Source organism: Nonomuraea antri (genome assembly GCF_013283785.1).
Lineage (GTDB): Bacteria > Actinomycetota > Actinomycetes > Streptosporangiales > Streptosporangiaceae > Nonomuraea > Nonomuraea antri.
Map to the genome: position 1 here is coordinate 1 of NZ_JABCPZ010000105.1, position 17,317 is coordinate 17,317.

25 protein-coding genes are annotated in these 17,317 nt (G+C 68.4%); 6 read left to right on the plus strand and 19 right to left on the minus strand.

The window, feature by feature from the left end; translation table 11 throughout:
* The 6 genes from HII36_RS29620 to HII36_RS29645 form a co-directional block, all read left to right on the plus strand.
* Nucleotides 1–322, plus strand: a 322-nt coding sequence (locus tag HII36_RS29620) for an HU family DNA-binding protein (RefSeq protein ID WP_217370129.1), incomplete at its 5' end; no start/stop codon positions are given.
* Between the two features lie 298 nt (nucleotides 323–620).
* Nucleotides 621–1,406 (plus strand): hypothetical protein, encoded by a 786-nt coding sequence (locus HII36_RS29625; RefSeq protein WP_173526563.1) that lies wholly within the window; start codon nucleotides 621–623, stop codon nucleotides 1,404–1,406.
* A 112-nt stretch (nucleotides 1,407–1,518) separates the two neighbouring features.
* Nucleotides 1,519–1,932 carry a hypothetical protein gene (locus tag HII36_RS29630; RefSeq protein WP_173526564.1) on the plus strand — a complete coding sequence of 138 codons (414 nt, stop codon included), beginning with the start codon at nucleotides 1,519–1,521 and terminating at the stop codon, nucleotides 1,930–1,932.
* Nucleotides 1,933–1,943: 11 nt separating this feature from the next.
* Nucleotides 1,944–2,207 (plus strand): hypothetical protein, encoded by a 264-nt coding sequence (locus HII36_RS29635; RefSeq protein ID WP_173526565.1) that lies wholly within the window; start codon nucleotides 1,944–1,946, stop codon nucleotides 2,205–2,207.
* A gap of 19 nt (nucleotides 2,208–2,226) precedes the next feature.
* Complete coding sequence (locus HII36_RS29640; protein WP_173526566.1) at nucleotides 2,227–2,850, plus strand: hypothetical protein; 624 nt, start codon at nucleotides 2,227–2,229, stop codon at nucleotides 2,848–2,850.
* The gene (locus HII36_RS29645; RefSeq protein ID WP_173526567.1) at nucleotides 2,847–3,266 is read left to right on the plus strand and encodes a hypothetical protein; all 420 of its coding nucleotides are present in this window, start codon (nucleotides 2,847–2,849) and stop codon (nucleotides 3,264–3,266) included. The genes HII36_RS29640 and HII36_RS29645 overlap by 4 nt, the downstream gene beginning before the upstream one ends.
* 61 nt (nucleotides 3,267–3,327) lie before the next feature.
* Here HII36_RS29645 and HII36_RS29650 read toward each other — a convergent pair whose 3' ends face one another.
* The 19 genes from HII36_RS29650 to HII36_RS29740 form a co-directional block, all read right to left on the minus strand.
* Nucleotides 3,328–3,618, minus strand: a complete 291-nt coding sequence (locus HII36_RS29650) for a hypothetical protein (RefSeq protein WP_217370130.1) — start codon at nucleotides 3,616–3,618, stop codon at nucleotides 3,328–3,330.
* Nucleotides 3,619–3,691: 73 nt separating this feature from the next.
* Complete coding sequence (locus tag HII36_RS29655; protein ID WP_173526568.1) at nucleotides 3,692–4,072, minus strand: hypothetical protein; 381 nt, start codon at nucleotides 4,070–4,072, stop codon at nucleotides 3,692–3,694.
* On the minus strand, nucleotides 4,069–4,830 hold the full coding sequence (locus tag HII36_RS29660) for a peptidoglycan recognition protein family protein (protein WP_173526569.1): 762 nt from the start codon (nucleotides 4,828–4,830) through the stop codon (nucleotides 4,069–4,071). Before HII36_RS29660 ends, HII36_RS29655 begins: the two co-directional genes overlap by 4 nt.
* Entirely contained in the window at nucleotides 4,830–5,102 is a 273-nt protein-coding gene (locus HII36_RS29665) for a hypothetical protein (RefSeq protein ID WP_173526570.1), read from the minus strand. Before HII36_RS29665 ends, HII36_RS29660 begins: the two co-directional genes overlap by 1 nt.
* 85 nt (nucleotides 5,103–5,187) lie before the next feature.
* Nucleotides 5,188–5,595 carry a hypothetical protein gene (locus HII36_RS29670; protein ID WP_173526571.1) on the minus strand — a complete coding sequence of 136 codons (408 nt, stop codon included), beginning with the start codon at nucleotides 5,593–5,595 and terminating at the stop codon, nucleotides 5,188–5,190.
* An 11-nt stretch (nucleotides 5,596–5,606) separates the two neighbouring features.
* The gene (locus HII36_RS29675) at nucleotides 5,607–7,430 is read right to left on the minus strand and encodes a hypothetical protein (protein ID WP_173526572.1); all 1,824 of its coding nucleotides are present in this window, start codon (nucleotides 7,428–7,430) and stop codon (nucleotides 5,607–5,609) included.
* A 14-nt stretch (nucleotides 7,431–7,444) separates the two neighbouring features.
* Nucleotides 7,445–9,286, minus strand: coding sequence for a phage tail family protein (locus HII36_RS58075; protein ID WP_173526573.1), 1,842 nt, complete (start codon nucleotides 9,284–9,286; stop codon nucleotides 7,445–7,447).
* Between the two features lie 64 nt (nucleotides 9,287–9,350).
* Nucleotides 9,351–9,782 carry a hypothetical protein gene (locus HII36_RS29685; RefSeq protein ID WP_173526574.1) on the minus strand — a complete coding sequence of 144 codons (432 nt, stop codon included), beginning with the start codon at nucleotides 9,780–9,782 and terminating at the stop codon, nucleotides 9,351–9,353.
* Between the two features lies 1 nt (nucleotide 9,783).
* Nucleotides 9,784–10,296 (minus strand): hypothetical protein, encoded by a 513-nt coding sequence (locus HII36_RS29690; RefSeq protein ID WP_173526575.1) that lies wholly within the window; start codon nucleotides 10,294–10,296, stop codon nucleotides 9,784–9,786.
* Nucleotides 10,293–10,559 (minus strand): hypothetical protein, encoded by a 267-nt coding sequence (locus HII36_RS29695; protein ID WP_173526576.1) that lies wholly within the window; start codon nucleotides 10,557–10,559, stop codon nucleotides 10,293–10,295. The genes HII36_RS29690 and HII36_RS29695 overlap by 4 nt, the downstream gene beginning before the upstream one ends.
* A gap of 32 nt (nucleotides 10,560–10,591) precedes the next feature.
* Nucleotides 10,592–13,558, minus strand: coding sequence for a hypothetical protein (locus tag HII36_RS29700; RefSeq protein ID WP_173526577.1), 2,967 nt, complete (start codon nucleotides 13,556–13,558; stop codon nucleotides 10,592–10,594).
* Between the two features lie 154 nt (nucleotides 13,559–13,712).
* A complete protein-coding gene (locus tag HII36_RS29705; RefSeq protein WP_173526578.1) occupies nucleotides 13,713–14,228 on the minus strand; it encodes a hypothetical protein in 516 nt (171 codons plus the stop codon).
* Nucleotides 14,228–14,686, minus strand: a complete 459-nt coding sequence (locus tag HII36_RS29710; RefSeq protein ID WP_173526579.1) for a phage tail tube protein — start codon at nucleotides 14,684–14,686, stop codon at nucleotides 14,228–14,230. The genes HII36_RS29705 and HII36_RS29710 overlap by 1 nt, the downstream gene beginning before the upstream one ends.
* 10 nt (nucleotides 14,687–14,696) lie before the next feature.
* Nucleotides 14,697–15,125 carry a minor capsid protein gene (locus tag HII36_RS29715; protein ID WP_173526580.1) on the minus strand — a complete coding sequence of 143 codons (429 nt, stop codon included), beginning with the start codon at nucleotides 15,123–15,125 and terminating at the stop codon, nucleotides 14,697–14,699.
* A gap of 55 nt (nucleotides 15,126–15,180) precedes the next feature.
* Nucleotides 15,181–15,759 carry an HNH endonuclease gene (locus HII36_RS29720; RefSeq protein WP_217370131.1) on the minus strand — a complete coding sequence of 193 codons (579 nt, stop codon included), beginning with the start codon at nucleotides 15,757–15,759 and terminating at the stop codon, nucleotides 15,181–15,183.
* A gap of 211 nt (nucleotides 15,760–15,970) precedes the next feature.
* Nucleotides 15,971–16,186 carry a hypothetical protein gene (locus tag HII36_RS55925; RefSeq protein WP_217370132.1) on the minus strand — a complete coding sequence of 72 codons (216 nt, stop codon included), beginning with the start codon at nucleotides 16,184–16,186 and terminating at the stop codon, nucleotides 15,971–15,973.
* A 16-nt stretch (nucleotides 16,187–16,202) separates the two neighbouring features.
* A complete protein-coding gene (locus HII36_RS29730) occupies nucleotides 16,203–16,508 on the minus strand; it encodes a hypothetical protein (RefSeq protein WP_217370133.1) in 306 nt (101 codons plus the stop codon).
* Between the two features lie 26 nt (nucleotides 16,509–16,534).
* Nucleotides 16,535–16,951: a head-tail connector protein gene (locus HII36_RS29735; protein ID WP_173526582.1), complete on the minus strand. Its 417-nt coding sequence runs from the start codon at nucleotides 16,949–16,951 to the stop codon at nucleotides 16,535–16,537.
* A 12-nt stretch (nucleotides 16,952–16,963) separates the two neighbouring features.
* The gene (locus HII36_RS29740) at nucleotides 16,964–17,311 is read right to left on the minus strand and encodes a hypothetical protein (protein ID WP_173526583.1); all 348 of its coding nucleotides are present in this window, start codon (nucleotides 17,309–17,311) and stop codon (nucleotides 16,964–16,966) included.
* Nucleotides 17,312–17,317 lie beyond the last annotated feature (6 nt).

The following is a 17,317-nucleotide window of genomic DNA, read 5'->3' on the forward strand; positions in this document are numbered from 1 at the left end:
CACGGAGACCATCCCAGGGGGGGACATGAACAAGGCCGAGCTGATCGAGGCCATCGCCGCCGCCGACGGCACGCCGTCCAAGTCCGAGATCAGGGCCGTCCTCAACGCCCTGCAGTTCGTCATCACCGAGGAACTGGTGCACGGCGGCGAGGTGCGTTGGCAGGGTCTCGGCACGTTCGAGGTGGCCGACCTGAAGGCGCGCAAGGGGACCAACCCCAAGACTGGCGAGCCGACCGAGGTCCCGGCCCGGAAGGCACCCAAGTTCCGCCCGAGTGAAGTGCTGAAGGACAAGGTTCGTGGGGGCGCGGGGGGCCTCGCGTAACCCATCCTGGAGCACCGCTCGCGCGGTCAGCGGCCCGCCCCTCTCCTCTCGGGGGCGGGCCGCTTCCATGTCCGGACGTCATGACGTAAGGCTCTGTATGGCTCTCAGAGGCCGCGAGACAGGTCCGGACGGAACAAGGGGCCGGACAGACCCAATAGCGCACCAGAGGCCACTACAGCCCCGCGCAGGCGGCATCCAGCCTCAGCAGCCCCGGAAGAACCACACCGAATCCGGCATACGCCAACCGAACCGGCCCCTCACGCGTCACAATCGTCTCCAGCCCGATCAAGGAGCCGAGATGACGCAGCCGTACGGCCCGCCGGCGCAGCCGAGCCCCCAGCAGACGCATTCCGGCTATCTGCCGCCGACGCAGGTGTACGCCGGCCCCCAGCCTGGCCCCGGCTACGGGCCGCCGTCCCCGCCGCCACCGCCGCGGCGGACCTCTCCGAACCGCGCGGTCATCTCCCTGGCCGTCATCGCCACCGCCCTGGTGGGATTCTTCGGCCTCGCCAAGGCGCTCAACTGGGACGACAAGGAACCCGAGACGACGGCCGCGGCCGCCACGGAGGACGCAGCCGAGCCTGCCGCGAAGGATGACGCCGCACCCCAGCGTACGAAGGCCGAGGCCGCGTTCCTCGCCGAGCTGACCAAACACCTTGAGGACGGCGAACGGCTCAACGAGAACCGCCGCCTGGAGGAAGGGCACGCGATCTGCGGGCGCGGCGACGAGGACGCCTACGAGGGGCCGCCCACCGTCGACCTGGTGATCGAGCACCAGCGCGACGCCGTGCTGTACGGCGCCGCGGTCAAGCACCTGTGCCCGAAGTACTTGCCGGTCTGGAAGAGAGCCCAGGGAGGGTTCGGCGAGGGAACGCACACGGTGGGCAAGGACATCAAGCCGGGCACGTACCGCACCGTGTCCAAGCCGGTGACGGACTGCTACTGGGAGCGCTCGACGGGGAGCGGCGACATCATCGCCAACCAGCTCGTCAACAACGCGCCGAACGGGATCACGCTCACGCTGCGCGCGGGCGAGGGCTTCACCGCACGGGAAGGGTGCGGGAACTGGATTCGGGTCTCATAGCCTCGCTGATGTCGGCAGCCGCCGGGCGTCAGCCTGGCCCGTAGAGCAGAGAAGTCCCCGAATCTCGGCGTGCATCTTGACGATGCGCATCGTGACGATGCATTGTTGACGCATGGACACCACCACCGCCGCCACCCAGGCCAGCGTCACCGTCGCCACCATCCGCACCTGGTGCCGCCGCGGAGCTGTCGCCGCCGCCAAGGTCGCCGGCCGGTGGGTCATCGAAGCCGCCTCCCTCGCCCGGCGGATCGCCCTCGGCACCCGGAAGGTGAAGCCCGTGCTCCCCGACCTGACCCAGGAGTTCTGCGACGTCGTCACCGACAGCGCCTACGCCGCCGCCGACGCAGGCAGCACCGCCGGGCTGAAGAAGTTGCTGGCCGACGTCAAGGCCCGCAACGTCACCGCCGTCATGGGCCCGATCGATCCCGCCCAGGTCAGCCTGGACGACTCCGCCTGGTACCAGCTTGAGCGGCTGGTCTCCTTCCAACTCGGCTGCGTCCGCGCCGAGCGCGACGACTACATGTAAAGGGGCACGCCATGCAGAACACCGACCCGCAGACAATCCTCTCCGAACTCGCCAGGCACGCCAGGTACTACCGCATCCAGGCGGATCAGGCTTTCCACGAGGGCGCCACCTACGGCACACCTCGCTACGACAGCACGGGCGCAGCATCCCAGGCAGCGATGACCATGCTCATGGTGGCGCTGCGAGCCACCCAGCCGGACGGCCCCCGCGCTCTGTCCCACCCGCATTGGTCTAAGGAGGCGGACAAGCTGATCGAGCAGGCCACCGACCTTTAAAGCCCTGGAAGGAGTGAGCATGACCACCGTCCGAATCAAGGTCCGCACCCCTCTCCGGGATGCGACCGGCCCGCGCACCCGATCGATCCCTGCTGGCTACGACGAGGTGGAGCTGGACGAGTTGTCGCCTCGCGCCCGGGCTCTGGCTGAGGCCATCAGCCACTGCCCCGACGCTGTGGCGGGCACTATCCGGCTCCGCTCGGACAAGCGGATCCGCGACGTGCAACCGCAGTGGGAGGCGTACTTCACGCCTGAGCAGGCTGACCAGCCGCTCACGATGGACTGGGCGCGCTGGGACCGGTATCCGGCCGACTCCAGCATGCCCGCCGCCGAGTGGCTGGAACGGCAGGCAGCGAAGATCCCTCCCGGCTGGCGGATCGTCGGCGCCACCCCCTCCAGTCTCGGCGGGGAACCGCTGGTGCAGGTGGACGACTCCAGCACCCTGATGACGGCCGAAGCAGTAGTCGCCTACCTGGCCACGCACGGCCGGTACATGACCGCCGCCTCATGGCGGTCCAAGGCGCATCCGAGCAAGGGCTTGGCCCCGGAGCCCGCCGACCGCGTGGGCCGTACCCCGCTGTGGGAGCGGGCCGACGTGGACGCGTGGATCTCGGGTGAGTGGCAGAAGGAGCGAAGCGCATGAGCAGCAGCCTGGGCGGACAACTCGGCGACCTCATCTTGTCCGGCTGGTTGGGTGACGCACCTGACGGAGATGACGCCGCATTCCTCCTGCTGGCCACGCCGGACGAACGCGCGCCTCAGACGATGCCCAGCGTGGCCCGCGCTCTCGGGTTCGACTCTCGGCCACGCGCCTTCACCGCCTCGCCCCCGAGCGACGTCCATGTGACCATCTCAGACGACGGCTGGACCACCCTGCATGCGCCGAACGGCCAACAGTTCACGATTCCAGTCCATGGTGACTGGATCGCACCCGCGCGAGCCCGTGGCTGGGTTGCACTGGTCGTGAGCTTCCTGCCCATGTCCAGCGACGAGAACGCCGGCGAGCACACGGAGAGAGCCGCTGAGGACGCGGTGATCGGGCTGGTGCCGCTACGGTAGCCGTACAACGCGAAAGCGGCCCCACCCTCCCAAGGAGAGCGGGGCCGTTGTCGTGCAGGGATCAGAAGCCGGTGAGGTCCCGGCCGGTGTGCTGGCCCGGGTGATAACCCTGGTCAGCGCTGTACGTCGGCCGCCGAGTCGAACCCAGCAGCACGCCCACGATCGGCCAGCGCCGCTGCAGCGTCGACACCACCGCCTGGTAGAAGGTCGTCGCCGCAGCACCAGCCGCGGCCGTCACCGCGATCACGGTCTGCGGATCCACCTCGACACCACGCAGGGCCAGCCACGCCACGAACGCGCCCACGGCGGCCGGCACGGCGGTACGGATCCACGACAGGATCAGGTCGTTCATGATCTCCTCCTCAGGAGACGAGAAAGCCCCGCACCGGGCGGCACGGGGCGAGATGCTGAGGGACCGCAGGCGGTCAGGACGTCGGCGACGGGCTCGCGGTCGGCGTCGCCTTCACGCACGCGAACTTGGGCAGGCCCGCCGACGTGGAGCCGTTCGGCTTGCACGTCGCGGTGGTGCCGTCGAGGGTGAGCTCGAACCCCTTGAGCGGCTTCACCAGACTGTCGACGCCCGACCGCGAGTACAGCGTGATCTTCCGCTCGGTGCTCTTGCACGCGCCGCTGACGGACTTGGGCAGGTTGCCGCGCTCCAGGATCCGCAGGTAGCCGGTGCTCTTTGAGACGCAGCCGCCGTAGCTCTTGGCCGGCTCCTTCCACGCAGCCGACGCCGCAGCGCCCACGCCAGCACCCGCCAGCACCAGGCCAGCCACAGCCACGACGAGCAGGGGCTTTCTCATGACGATCTCCGTTCGTTGAGGATGTCCCAGCATTCGGCCGTCCACACGAGGCCGCCCTTGAGGCCATGCCGGTTCTTGAACGCCTCGACCAGAGCGGCCAGGTCGGGGTCTGTCGGGTCGTACTTCTTCGAGGTCGTGTCCGCGGCGCCGAGTGCCCGCCGCAGCGTGACCACGTGCGGGCTGGTGTCGCCCGGCCGAAGCTCGGGCAGCCGCGCCGCCGGCGCCCCGCCGCCGCTGCTCGTCTTGGGCCTGGGCGCACCGGCCTTGACCCACTCGTACAGCGGCCCGCCCGGGCAGCTCGTGGCGTAGCCGTCGCGGTGGCCCTTGATCTCCGGGCCAGCGCCGCCCTCCCGGCGGAGGTACTCGATCGCGTCGCGGATCCCGTGCTTGATGCCGTCGTTCGGCTCGGTGAACCCGCTGTTTCCGACCAGCGCCAGCACCGCATAGTGGCCGGCGTTCAGGCCCGGCCCGTTCGCCGCGGGCAGACGGCCAGGGCCACGGCCCATGAACACCCGCTGGTGCGGACAGACACACACGCTGTACCCGATGTCCACGTAGCGGGTCTCCCGCCCGCCGGACATGTGCATCCGCTGCACATCCCTGACGAGCTGCACGCACACGTCGTGGTCGCGCACGATCTCAGGCGACACCCGGCCGCCCGTGTAGTGCACCTTCACCCCGCGTGTGCGCGCGAGCGGCGTGAGCGCGCCTGTCGGCGCCGCCGCACCCCATTCCCTGCGACTGACGATCTCCACCATCAGCCCCCCTTGGACATGAGATTGATGATGGTCACGACCAGCGACCCCGCGCCGAACACAACCGCCAGCGACGGCAACGGCCATCGGCCGCGCTCCAGCACCCGGATACGCGTCTCGTGGTCGCTCACCTGGCCGCCGACAGTCGACAGGTTTCCGCCGATCGTCTCGACCTTCCCGCCGATGTTGTCGACCTTGCGATCGGTCGCGAGGAGCTGGTCATAGATCTCCCTGGCCCCGATCTGGATGTGACCGAGGGAGTCGGGCTGCGGCATGGCGCCTCCGTGCAGGTGTTGTACGGCTGGCGCCGTGATGGGTGGAGGGGGCCGCCAGTGCGGACGGCCCGCTGTACGAGCGGGGTCAGGTGCCGATGACGTCGCCGAGTCGCAGGCTTTCGATCAGCTCCTGTACGCGGGAGGACAGGTCGATGAGGTCGCCCCGGATGGTGTTGTAGTCGGAGCCGACAACGGTCGCGGAGGATCCGAGAATCGGCGCGTCAACCTCGGGCACGTCCGCGACTGGGGGGCCTTGTGGGGGCAGCAGCAGCGGCACCGCGCCCGCCGTGCTGGCCGCCCACAGCCTGCCGCCCTGGCTGTAGATGTGCGTCTTCCCCGCAGGCGGGGTCGGCGGGGTAGTGCGGTCCGTGAAGATCCAGCCCGCGCTGGCTTCGAGCAGCGGCCGGGAAGTGCCCGCGGTCGTCTGGGCCTGCACGATGTCGCGTTGGATCTGCCGGGTGATTCTGGCCTGATCGTCGGGAAACCCGTCCACGTCTGGCCCCCCTACTCGACGGCCTGGTCGTCGATGAACAGCTCGGCCTCGTCGCGGCCGTTCTCGCGGCCGGTCGCGGTCACGCGCATGCCGAGGATCCGCCTGCGCTCGTTCAGGCCGGCGCCGCCGTTGACCCGCTTGAAGAACTCGTTCGTCATCACGATGCGGGCCGGATCGCCCAGCATGTTCGGATGAATCGACGGTTCCTCGCCCAGCAGGACGGTGATCGAGAAGACCGGCGGCGCGCCGCCGCTCGTGAGCGCGAGCTGCTCGGCGATCTCGTCGAGCTGGCCGACATCGCGGATGCCTGGCCGGTCCACGATCCGGTCGATGCGCGGCCACACGCCGGTCGCCAGATGCGGGCTGTCGAACGCCGCCGAGATGAGCGGCTTGGACACGGTGGAGGCGTCGGTGTCGATCGTGTCGCCGCGGACGCGCCAGCGGGTGCCGCGCTGTAGGGGCGCCCACTCGATCGACCAGTCGAGGATGTTGCCGCCGTGCGGGCTGTCGGTGTAGGTGTGGGCCGCGTTGGGGTCGCCGAGGGGGACGCCCCATTTCCAGTGGAACTCCAGGCCGCCCGGCCCGAACTCCGAGTTGATCATCCACTCGTAGCCGTCCACGCCATCCGTCGTGCTCGCGAGGTGCTGGCCGTACATGGCCTGGTACGCCTCGAACGTCCGGTCGATCACGCTGCCCGAATCCCCGGCTTGCAGGATCAGCCCGAGGTCCGCGAACGGCTGGAGCTGCATGTGGTCGATGAGCTGGCGGCCGACCTCGACCCGGTCGACGCCGACGTACGGCGTCAGCGACTCCTCCAGCATCACGTACTGGAAGAACGCCTCCAGGCTGGCGCCGGACAGGGACAGCACCGGGGTTTGCCGCCTGCTTTTGCGGATGTTGGCGCCGGTGATCCAGTAGCGGCCCCAGTGCACGCCCGCCCGCCAGATGTCGCACACGGTCACACCCGGGCCTCTGAGGAGATCGGTCCGGTAGCGAGGCACGATCTTCGCGGCCAGATCGCCAGCGTTCTCGTCGCTGATGGGGAAGGTGCTGGAGAAGTTGCCGACGTTGATCTGCCCGCGGCGGCTGATCCGCTTCTCGAACGATGGTTGGTGGACTGCGAGGTCTCCGAGATGCCCGCCGAACAGCCGGGAGAACCTGTACAGGTACAAGCCGTCGCCGACGCCTGGGGTGTCCGGCGGGATCGGCGGCACCTCGACGTCCAGGCCGGCTGAGGGGATGCTGATGGTGATGCCGCGCACCGAGAACGGCGAACCCGCGCTGAGCGGAAACTCCTTCACCCCGGACGGGGAGCTGCTGGAGATCTGCCGTGAGGCGAGCGCGGCGAACGCCTGCCCGCCCTGCTCCTGGCCACGCAGCTGATAACCGGCCGGGCCGGCCACCTCCATCGGGTCCGGATGACAGAAGACGGCCGGGATGCGCAGTTCGAGGTGGCTGGCGGCGGCGGGGGTGACGGTAGGGGTGGTGACGCCCTCGCCCGCGGCGGCGATCGCGATCCGGATCGACGCGGCCGGGTCCGCGCCGGCGACGGCGGCGATGACGACCACGCCGTCGCCGCCGTCGGCCTGCTCGAACGTCCAGGCGGAGGGTTCGCTGCCGGTGGCGATCAGCCGCAGGATGCGGGTGGCCAGGAAGGCATCCTCGTCCAGCCGGATGTCCGCCCATCCGGTCGGGACCGGCTGGGCGGCGAGCGGGTGCGTGCACACGTGCACCGCGTACAGCACGTCACCGGCCGCCACTGAGGTGGGCCGGGCGACGGTGACGTGGTTGTCGGCGGCGCTGCCGAAACTGGCCGAACGGACGGAGGCGGGCATGTTCACCCCCTCGGTTAGTTCCAGGCGTCCTTGTAGAGCACCTCGGCCTGGGAGCCGCCCGAGGCGGCGGTGAAGCGGATGTCCTGGCTGCCGCGGCCGAGCACCCAGTCGTCGATCGACACGCTGGAGTCGGTGATCGGCACGTCGACGGTGGGGTTGTCGGGCGGGCCGGTCTTGGCGGTGCCGAGGTCGGTGTTGACCACGAGCTCCTCACCGGAGGCGACGGTGGTGTTGATCTCCAGGACGCGGTTGGAGGTGAGGTTGGTCATGCGCGGTGTGGTGGCCGGGCCGGGGATGCGCACGATCGGGTGCGTGCTCGCGTTGCCGGCGTTGGAGATCGGCACGGTGGTGTTGAGGGGGACGGTGACGCCGGTGGCGTTGACGTTGTAGCGGCGCGGGTCGGCAAGGATCCACTGGAGGACGATCTTGGCGTGGCCGAGCCGGATCAGACGGTCGAGGGGGATGTGCACCCGGTCGATCCGCCCGTACGAGACGTATGGGGTGCCCAGGTCGTTGATGACGATCGGCCACTGCTCGGCCGTGTCCAGCAGCGGCGTCGCGTTCTCCAGGGCGAGCACGGCGGCCTCGACCTCGTCTCGCGGCACGCGCAGGAGCGCCGACCAGGTGAGGACGCGTTCGCGGCCGTACGGCCGGCCGGGAGCGGACCCGTGCCTGTTCGCCCGGGGCGCGTTCCCGCTGTCCGGGACGTCCTTGCCGCGCCAGCCCTCCAGCGCCTGCCAGCGGTACGGGGTGCCGCGCCCGAGCACGACCCCCGGATAGATCTCGATCTGGCCAGCCAGCCCGTCGAGCTGGTCGCCGGGCAGCACCGGCACGGACGCGGTGGCACCGTCCACCGTGACCGCCACCTGAACGGCGGGGAGGGTGACGGAGGCGTTGAACACGGCGTCCACGTCCGGCAGGAACACCGTGGCCGCCGCCAGCACACTGCCAGGCTGGGCGGACGCCCCCGCCGACACGGCCGGTGCGGGAACGGCGGCGGCGAGGTTGACGGTGGCGGGGGTGACAATCTCGGCGGACTCGGTGGTGACGCTCGGACTGGGCACGCTGGCCGAGGCGGCGACGGTGGCCGGGGTGGTGGAGGCACCCGCCGACACTCCCGGACTGGGCACGCTGACCGAAGCGGTGACGGCGGCCGGGCTGGCACCGGCGCCGATGGACACAGCCGGTGCGGGAACGGCGGCGGTGGCGTTGACGGTGGCGGGGTTGGCGGTGGCATCGGTGGAGGCGGGCAGGATCTCCAGCGCCACCCAGTCCCAGTCCGGGGTGCCGCCGCCAGCCGCGTCCAAATTGATGGGCACCGCTTCACCCGACGTGGCGGTGTTGGCCGCCTTGATCAGCGCCATGCCCCAGGCGCCGATGTCGGCGATCTCCACCGTGGACTCGTCATCGGTCGAGCTGGGGGCGCCGAGGCCGGCGGCTTCGAGCGCGCCAGCGATGCCGCGGCTGCCGGCCTGGCTGGAGGTGTAGGCGGTGGGGCTGGCGTTGTTGACGGCGCTGGCGCCGGTGCCGGTCTGGCCGATGAACGCCGAGGCGTGCGCGCCGGTGAGCACGTAGACCTTGAGTCCGCCGCCGATCAGGTCGGCGCTCGCCGACACGGTGATGTTGGTGAGCGCGGTCGGGTTGGGCGCGGTGTAGATGGCCAGCCCGGTCGTGTCCGGGTGCACGACCTGGCGGGTCCACGTCCGCGGCGTGACGGTGTTGGACACGGTCACGGCGCCGCTGACGAACGCCGTGAGCACCGCCACCAGCACGCTGTTGGCAGGCGGGCTGAACGTCGGGGACGTGATCGGGCTTCCCGTTCCCATCGCCGGGTTCACCGCGAGCGCGATCGCCATACCCGCCCCCTCTCATGCAAAAGGCCGCCCGTGGGCGGCGGTTCGACCAGCGGAAGGACTCTGGTCAGGGGGTGAAGTCGACCTGGAAAAGGCCGTTTGCGTGCGGTGTCAGCAGGAACGTGCCATCGCTGGTGTTGTAGGTGGTGCCGAGGTCGATGCCCATGATCAGGTTCAGGCCAGCGAGCGCGGCGGCATACATGTCCACCTTCGCCACGCCGGTCAGCGTGCTCGACGGCCAGGAGACCGCGTCCGAGCTGTACTTGAGCACCCCCGAGCCGGGCAGGGACAGGGCGGTGCCGGTGACGACCTTGCCGCCCGCCGTATACCCGGTGCCCGAGATTTCGTTGGTTGCGCTGTAGACGCTGTTGGCGTTGTAGTCCTGCGTCTTGCTGGAGGTGTAGAGGGCGAACTTGTGCGTCTCCAGGTCCAGGTCCAGGGCGAGCTGAGTGGTGTCGAGAACGTCCTGGTAGGTGACCACGTACAGTCCACTGGCCATGTCACTTGCCGCCCTTCTGCGCGCGAGCGCGCACCGTCGCGGTGGGCAACTCGACCTCGGTCACCGAGGGCGTCTCGACGATGACGGGCGGGCCGGCGGCGGCGAACAGCTCCCGCAGGGGCACAGCCTCACCCTCCAGCGCCTCCAGCTCCTGCCGCATCCCGTCCGCCCGCTCCTGCAGTTCGGCCCGCAGCTCAACGTCTTCGCGGCCGTCCGGGTCGAGGATGCGGCCGGCCAGCCGCTCCACCAGGGCGGGGAGCTGCTGGCGCAGCTTGGCGATCCTGGCCTCGCGACGCAGCCATGTCCGCGTCTCGTTGGCGTCGTGCGCCGCCTTGCGCTTGCGCTCCTTCGCCGCCTCGATGACGGCCTGGTCGCCGCCGTCGAGCGCGTCCCGATACGCCCGCTTGGCGTCGGCCAGCTCGCGCTGGATCGGCTCCAGCGCGCGGGCCATGGCGAGCTGCGCCTCCAGCTCGGCCACGCTCGGCTGCGCTGCGGGCAGCCCGAGTCCGTTCATCGTTCCTCCGTTGCGATGGGCCGCCACTGCACCCGCAGATGCGGCAGGAAAACCTCGACGTCCTGGGCCTCGCCCTCACGCCCGACCCGGCGGCGCCGGATGATGCTGCCGAGCTGATCCGTGCGCTCCTGCACGAGCCGTCCAGCGCCATCGCGGTACTCGCGCACCTGGTCGCGGGTGGCGTGCGTGCGGCCGCCCCGGATGTGCTGGGCCGACCTGAGCCGCGCCAGGTCGGCCGGGCTGTATCCCTGAAGTCCGGGCATGGCCGGACCACCTCCTTGCTGTCGATGAGGGGTTATGCCTGGACGGCGACCTGGAAGCCCGCCTCGCGGGCGTACTTGGTCATGTCGAGGTCCTCGCGGATCGTGCTCCCGCGCTGGTCGACATTGACCACGATCCCGGCCGCAGCCGGGGCCTGCTGGCCAGGCTGCTGCGCCTGGTACGGGACGCCTTGCAGGCCCAGCCCGGCCACCGCCGAGGTTCGGCCGATAGTGCCGGGTGCTGTTCCGATGCTGCCCATGCCGCCGCCGGTGACGGCTGCCTGTGCTCCCTGGATTGCGCCGCGGACGAGGCCGGTCGCGCTGTCCATGACCGCGCTGGCCATGGACTGCATGCCGACGACGAGGCCGGCCATGGTCTGGGTGCCGATGTCGGCCATGACCTGCGACGGGCTCTTGATTTTCAATTCCTTTTTGATCGCCCGCACCAAGGCGTCAACAATCTTCTTCATTTCCTTGTCGAGCTTGGCGAGCGATTCCGTCAAGCCCTTCAAATATCCTTCACCGGCCTTTTTCCCGGTGTCGTACATGGCGTCCGCGCCGTTCTTTCCGAGCTGCGTGGACATTTTGTCAATCATCTTTTGGGCTTTGTTGATGGCCTTGATTTCCGAGCCATCCGCGCCCACCAGCATCTCAGCGAATGAGCCGCCCTTTTCAACCCCGGCATCAATAATCTGTTGCAGGGTCGTCTTGTTCAGGCCGCGCTCAGCAAGCGACTTGATGTTGTTGGCGAAATCCTTGATCGACTGTGCCCGGTTTTGCAATGCCCCCGAGAAGTCGCCAGAGTTGATCTCGTCCTCGGACATGCCCGTGATGTCCGCCCACTCGCGGGCATCGCCCGCGACCTTCTTGGCGTACTCCTTTGCGTTCGCGAGCCTTTCCACCAGCTCGTCGCGCTTTTCCGCGAGCGCCTTCAGCGAGTCGTTGCCCCTACTAATAAAGGCAATCAGGCCGTCAGCGACGTCAGGCTCGGACTCGAAAGCTTCCTTGATCTTGTCCACCATCTGCTCGACGGCCTCGACGGCGGTGCTTTCTTCGGCCCGAATACCCTGGACCAGGCCCTGGACGGTCCACTTGCCGAGCTGCTCGAACTCGCGGCTCGGCGAGTGCGAGTCGGTTTCCTTCTTGAACGCGTCGATCACTGATCGGCCGAGGCTCTTGGCCGCCGCCATGGCGTCACCGAGCAGGCTCTTGATTCCTGCGATCAAGCCTGAACCGACGTCCTGACCTGCCTTTTTGGCGTCGCCCTTCAGGTTGTCGAGCTTGGTCGAGACCTTGCCTACCTCGCGCTGCGCCTGGGCAGTGTCGGCCTTGACGTCGATATTCTTGTTATTCGGGATGGTGGTGATCGTCTTCCCGAATTCGTCGGTGATCTTGATGCCCTTTTTGGTCTCATCGACCGTGTAACCCAAACTCTGAGCCAACCCGATCAGCGCCTGCCCGCCCTCAGCCGACTCGCCGGCCAACTTGGTCAGCATCGCCGCGTTGTCCTCGAACGCCTTCGTTGAGGCGGTCGTCGCGCCGGTGCTTTCCTTCTCCGCTTCGGCCTTAGTCGCGAGCGCGCCGAGCAGATCCTCCAGCGCCATCTTCCGCTCAAGCAGAGAGGGCTTACCCTCCTCCAATTGCTTCCGGACTTCCTTCAACGCCTTGGAAAAGTTATTCGAGGCGGAAAGGGCGTTCTGGGCCGGGTTGAAGAATCGCGCCAGTTCGTCGGAAAGGGATTTAACCTTATCCTGCGTTTCGTCGGCCTGCTGCATCGCGTCCCGCAGGCCCTTGGTCAGACCTCCGAGGGCGGTCGGGAGCTGTTCGGCCTGATCCTCCAAAACCTGCTGGGCCGTAACCACGCCCATCGCTTCGAGCGCATAATCAGCGAGGTTAGTCGGATTGATCGGCACCGTCAGGATGGCATGAATGAGATCGGCATGCTGCAGAATTTCTGCGAGCACCGAAATGAACGCTGTCGCATCCTCGATCAGATTCGCCAGCATTTGCGGATCGTCGTTCATCATTTCGGTGAACGTGTCGATCGTTTCCTGAATATTGAGCATGATCGCGGGCATGCGATCACCGAGCGCCGACAGGACGCTGCCGAAAGCGTCGCCGAGCTGTTCCAGCGACGGACCCAAGGTGGCCAGCCCAGCGCCCGCCTGTGACACGAAATGATCTACATCGGGCACGAGATCCCGGAAGACGCGCGCCAGGCTCGGCTGCAACTGCCGAAAAGCGCGTTCGACCACGTCGGCGGCCCGGAGCGCGCTGCCCTCCAGCGGCTGAGCGGCGTCGTCCAGTCCGTCGCCGATCTGGTCGCCGAGGAGCTTCCACCTGCGCTGCACGGTGTCGGCGCCGAGCGCCGCCTTGATGCCGACCGAGAGCAGGGCGGCGCCGAGTAGCGTCCCTACGCCCGCTGCGGCGATCTTGGCTGCGACGGGCAGCAGCTCGATGGCGGCGGCGATCTTGACGACGGCCATCGGCCCGGTCTCGCCGATCGAGGAGAAAGCGCTGTTGAACACCTTGCCGAGGAGGCCGGCCGACTTTTCCGCGCCCGCGGTGACCCCGTCGAACATGGCCGACGACGCGGACACGAACTTGCCGCTCTCGTCGTGCCACTTGCCGTTGGCGTCCTGCCAGAACCGGGTGGCGGTCTGCTCGCCGGCCTCGCCCGCAGCGGCTTCCAGCAGCCCGAGAGCTGCCAGGGCCTCGGTGATCTCGGCGTCGATCTCCAGCGTCGTCTTCTTGTCGAGCCGGTCGATGGCCTCCTCGATGCGCTTGAGCTCGGCGACGGCCTCGGTGGAGTCGGTGCCGTCGTCGATCGCGCGCTCGATCTGCGCCATGCTGCGCGTGACGGTCGACTCCATTTGAGCGGTCTTGGCCGTCGTGGTCGACTGGAGCTTCTCCAGCGCCTTCCCGGCCCGGTCCAGCTCGCTTGTGAACCCCTCGTCTTCGAGGTCGATGAAGCCGACAAGTTCGCCCACGGTGAGCGCCACGAGAGATCACCACCTCTCGCATGCGCAGGTCAGAGAGTGCCGATGTACGCCTCGGCGTGCTCGCCGGTCAGCTCGATCGGCTCGTTCGCGGTGATGCGGTGATAGACCGACTCAGGCGGCAGGAAGGCGAGCCGGACCCAGAACTGACGCCAGGTCAGCGCCGCGATGCCCTGCGGGAGGAGCCCGTACTCGCGGTGGAAGTCCGCCTCGATCGCGCCCCAGTACTTCCGGATGCGGCGTTCCTCTGGGGTGAGTCTTTTCCCTCGTCCTCGGCGTCGTCGGCGTCATCCGACTCGGCGGCCATGACGCTGTCGTACGCTTCGCGGAAAGTGATCGGCTTGCCCTTGCCATGGGACAGGCCCCAGGCCAGGACCACCTTGAATTCCTTGCCGCCCATCCCGTTGGACACCCAGGCGTCGAGCACGTCGGTGCCGAACAGGTTGGCGAGCAGCGCCGCGAAATCCTGCTCGCTGTCGCTGTTCTTCAGCTTCTTGGCCTTGAACTCGAACGACAGCGGGAGGTCCTGCGGAACCCGCACGGTGACGCCGCGGATCACCTCGGTCGGCTGCTGGCCGCGCTCGGCCGCCTCGGCGCGGAGGGTCTCGTCCCAGAACGCGTCCCAGGACTCGAACTCAGGCCGGTCCTCGGCCTCGAAGTCGACGTCGCTCATCAGGCAACCGCCGCCGTGGTCGTCGGCCCCGACTTGGTGATCGTGGCACCCCACGACACCTTGTCGTTGTTGCCGCCGCCCTGCTCACCCAGAGAGAACGTGCAGGTCCAGATGCGCCACTCGGTAGCCGTCGGGTACCGGAACCGCACCCGGCCGAGCGATTCGAAGCCCACCTTGTCTTCGCCGGCCATCGCCTCCACCCGGGCACGACCGACCGGCAGCGCCCCAGTGACGGAGTCCTGCAACGCCTGGCCCTCCAGCTCCAGGCTGGCGCCGCGCTGCATGATCTCCGACTCGGCCACGCCCTCGCTGTCGAAGTCCGTGGTGTCGACGGTCTCCTCACCCTCGCTGGGGTTGACCGTGACCGAGGTCAGCCGCTCTACCGGCAGCCACGTGTCTGGGGTGGCGTCCTCGACCTCGAAAATGATGTCGCGCGCGTTGATGCGCCGCTGAGCCATAGTCGCCTCCTCAGGGGCGATTGGGCGTGGGCCGGTCAAGGTCCACGCGGAAGTTCACGGTGTACTCGTGGCGGTCGTTGGCATCCGGCCCGATGTAGACAGGGCCCGCCTGCACGCCGACCGCGAGTTGCAGCCACGTCCCACCCGGCGTCAGCTCCCGAGCGCCGAGCCCGTGCACGGCGTCGTAGACGTCCTGGGCGAGCTGCTCGGCAACTCCGGCGTCCGTCGAAGTGCCGCGCACGCGCACCTGGATGCGGGGCTCGGACCACGGGTTGCGGCTGTCGGATTCGTCGCCGCCGTACAGCGCGGCGGCGATGGCCACGTCCGGCTCAGGTGGCAGCACGGTGTGGAAGATGGTGCCGCCCAGCCCGCCGTCCACCTGGTAGGTGCCAAGTCCGAGCTCATCGAGCAGGGAGCACCACTCGTCGAGGAGCGTCACCGCACCTCCTGGCATGAAAAAGCCCCGGCCGATCAGCCGGGGCTTGTCAAGGGACTCAGACTAGGGCGAGTTCTTCGAGAAGCTTCGCGCCCTTCCTGAGGTTGCATTTCGCGTGGGCGGGCCTGATATTCGTCAAGCTGTGCGGTCCGCCCTTGATAAGCGGGATTACGTGGTCAAAGTGCAAGTCGTCTAGGCCATCGATCGGGTAGCCGCAGATGTGGCAGACCCAGCCATCACGCTCAAGGATCTTGGAGTAGTCGACCTTGTCTCCGGAGCGTCTCCGCCGCTGATTCGCACGGTTGAGCAGAGCCCACTTCTCTGGGTTGGCCTCTCGCCAGCGGCGATGGCTTCCCGGGTTCCGCTTACGCCACTCAGCAACGCGGTTACGGTCCCCCTCAGGATCCGCCGCGTACAACTCCCGTTTGTGTGTGGCGAGAGCATCGCGATTCGCAGCATGCCACGCAATCCAACGCTGACGCTCGTGCTCGATATTGCGTTCCCGCCACGCTTTGAAGTTGGCGCGTTCGCGTTCACCGTTGCGCACGTAGTAGTCGCGGCGGTAGCAGGGCTTGCACATACCTTTGGAGTAGTGCGGCTTGTTGCACCCTCCGAGCGTGCAGGTACGCTCAGTCATGTCGGTCCCCTCCACGGGATCGGCCACGCCCCGGGAGTGTTGGCGCACTCGCCGGGGTTCTTTGCTCTCACTTTACCGCAGTGACCTGCGGATTTGGGCTGCTATGAGGGCCAATACGGTGTCACGTTCGACCGTCATCGGCGTCTCAAGATACTTTGCTGATCTTCCCTCGTCATGACGCAGTCCAAGATCCTCATGCTGTCGGACAGCGTCAATAAGGGGTGTCGTACGAGACGGCACCCCTCAACCCCCCTTCGTCCACGGACGGCGTGCCCGAGTCGGAGAGGATGCTCTCCTCCAGCGGGACGAGTTTTTGTGACTCGCCGAGCAGGTGGAGAAGGGCGATGTTCAGGCCCTTGATCGCGCCCGCCCGCTCTCGGGCGGACACGGCCTTGAGGTTGAGCTTCAACCGCGCGCTCTTGGGCACCCGCTCACCTCCTAACTCAGGTGAGGGCGACCTCAAGATGCGACGGCACCCGCACGGTGCCGCCGTCGTGTCGCGCGTTGGTGATGGCGACCCCGGTCCGGCCGTCCGGCAGCGTCACCCGCGACCCGACTGGGCAGGTCACGGTGAGCTGCACGCGGATGGTGGACTCGCTGATGACCTCGGTCCCGGACGCCGACCGGACCCGGCGGCGCCGGTTGTCGACCAGCGCCCGCACGGTGACAGGCGGCCCCCAGACCGGGCCGAACGAGCCCGACCCGAGGTAGGGCTCGATCGTGACGTCTTGGCCGAGCTGCGTGAGCATCCACCCGGGGATGCGCCCGCGCGCCATCAGGAGTCCCACATGCTGACGCCACGCAGCGTGAACGCGGCGGCCAGGATCTCGACGGCTTCGCGCGAGATGCGCGGATCATCCCCGCCCCCGCCCGAGCTGCTCGACCGGCTACCGCGCGAGTAGCTGATGCTGCCCGCGGTGACGCTGGTCAGGTTCCCGCCCGCGCCGGTGCCGTCGTCGCCGTTCGCCTCCCACCACTCGACCAGGGCGCAGCACGCGTCACGGACGGCGGTGCGCTGGTCCTGGTCGGTGGGATAGCCGTCGGTGTCGACGTCGTAGAACGCCGTCTTGAGCAGGTTGTTGTCGATCAGCCTGCTCGCGCGGGAGAGGTCCCGATCCGTGATGCCGTCCGGCACCGGATCAGGCGAGTACCAGTCGGCCAGCTCGGCGAGGGTCGCGTAGACGCGCGCCACGGCCACCCCCTCTCAGTCGAGGGCGGCGACCGTGACGTTCGCCGGTGTGGTCCCCGCGTAGTCGATCCACACCGTGCCGTCAGCGCGTCGGTACTCGGGGCCGAACGGCCCGCACAGGCGCCGCGCGCCGGCGGCCACGGTGATCGGCAGGTCAGCGACGGCCAGCGCGGACGCGCCGACCGTGGCCGCTGACTGCACGGTGACGGTGAGCGCGGCGTCGTCGCCGTTGTTGACGTAGAACTTCCGGCCCGGTGCCCACACGAAGCTGTTGCCGTCGGTGAGCTCCGCTGGGGTGTCGACGCCGTCGAGGTCGATGCCCCCCTCGGAGGGGGTGACAGCGGTCAGCGCAGTACGCGCCATCAGGGC

What these genes read in the sequence shown, in the direction of transcription:
- HII36_RS29625 (WP_173526563.1), top strand. Translation starts at nt 621, where the DNA reads ATGACGCAGCCGTACGGCCCGCCGGCGCAGCCGAGCCCCCAGCAGACG.
- HII36_RS29630 (WP_173526564.1), top strand. Translation starts at nt 1,519, where the DNA reads ATGGACACCACCACCGCCGCCACCCAGGCCAGCGTCACCGTCGCCACC.
- HII36_RS29635 (WP_173526565.1), top strand. Translation starts at nt 1,944, where the DNA reads ATGCAGAACACCGACCCGCAGACAATCCTCTCCGAACTCGCCAGGCAC.
- HII36_RS29640 (WP_173526566.1), top strand. Translation starts at nt 2,227, where the DNA reads ATGACCACCGTCCGAATCAAGGTCCGCACCCCTCTCCGGGATGCGACC.
- HII36_RS29645 (WP_173526567.1), top strand. Translation starts at nt 2,847, where the DNA reads ATGAGCAGCAGCCTGGGCGGACAACTCGGCGACCTCATCTTGTCCGGC.
- HII36_RS29650 (WP_217370130.1), bottom strand. Translation starts at nt 3,618, where the DNA reads ATGAACGACCTGATCCTGTCGTGGATCCGTACCGCCGTGCCGGCCGCC.
- HII36_RS29655 (WP_173526568.1), bottom strand. Translation starts at nt 4,072, where the DNA reads ATGAGAAAGCCCCTGCTCGTCGTGGCTGTGGCTGGCCTGGTGCTGGCG.
- HII36_RS29660 (WP_173526569.1), bottom strand. Translation starts at nt 4,830, where the DNA reads ATGGTGGAGATCGTCAGTCGCAGGGAATGGGGTGCGGCGGCGCCGACA.
- HII36_RS29665 (WP_173526570.1), bottom strand. Translation starts at nt 5,102, where the DNA reads ATGCCGCAGCCCGACTCCCTCGGTCACATCCAGATCGGGGCCAGGGAG.
- HII36_RS29675 (WP_173526572.1), bottom strand. Translation starts at nt 7,430, where the DNA reads ATGCCCGCCTCCGTCCGTTCGGCCAGTTTCGGCAGCGCCGCCGACAAC.
- HII36_RS58075 (WP_173526573.1), bottom strand. Translation starts at nt 9,286, where the DNA reads ATGGCGATCGCGCTCGCGGTGAACCCGGCGATGGGAACGGGAAGCCCG.
- HII36_RS29685 (WP_173526574.1), bottom strand. Translation starts at nt 9,782, where the DNA reads ATGGCCAGTGGACTGTACGTGGTCACCTACCAGGACGTTCTCGACACC.
- HII36_RS29690 (WP_173526575.1), bottom strand. Translation starts at nt 10,296, where the DNA reads ATGAACGGACTCGGGCTGCCCGCAGCGCAGCCGAGCGTGGCCGAGCTG.
- HII36_RS29695 (WP_173526576.1), bottom strand. Translation starts at nt 10,559, where the DNA reads ATGCCCGGACTTCAGGGATACAGCCCGGCCGACCTGGCGCGGCTCAGG.
- HII36_RS29705 (WP_173526578.1), bottom strand. Translation starts at nt 14,228, where the DNA reads ATGAGCGACGTCGACTTCGAGGCCGAGGACCGGCCTGAGTTCGAGTCC.
- HII36_RS29710 (WP_173526579.1), bottom strand. Translation starts at nt 14,686, where the DNA reads ATGGCTCAGCGGCGCATCAACGCGCGCGACATCATTTTCGAGGTCGAG.
- HII36_RS29720 (WP_217370131.1), bottom strand. Translation starts at nt 15,759, where the DNA reads ATGACTGAGCGTACCTGCACGCTCGGAGGGTGCAACAAGCCGCACTAC.
- HII36_RS29730 (WP_217370133.1), bottom strand. Translation starts at nt 16,508, where the DNA reads ATGCTCACGCAGCTCGGCCAAGACGTCACGATCGAGCCCTACCTCGGG.
- HII36_RS29740 (WP_173526583.1), bottom strand. Translation starts at nt 17,311, where the DNA reads ATGGCGCGTACTGCGCTGACCGCTGTCACCCCCTCCGAGGGGGGCATC.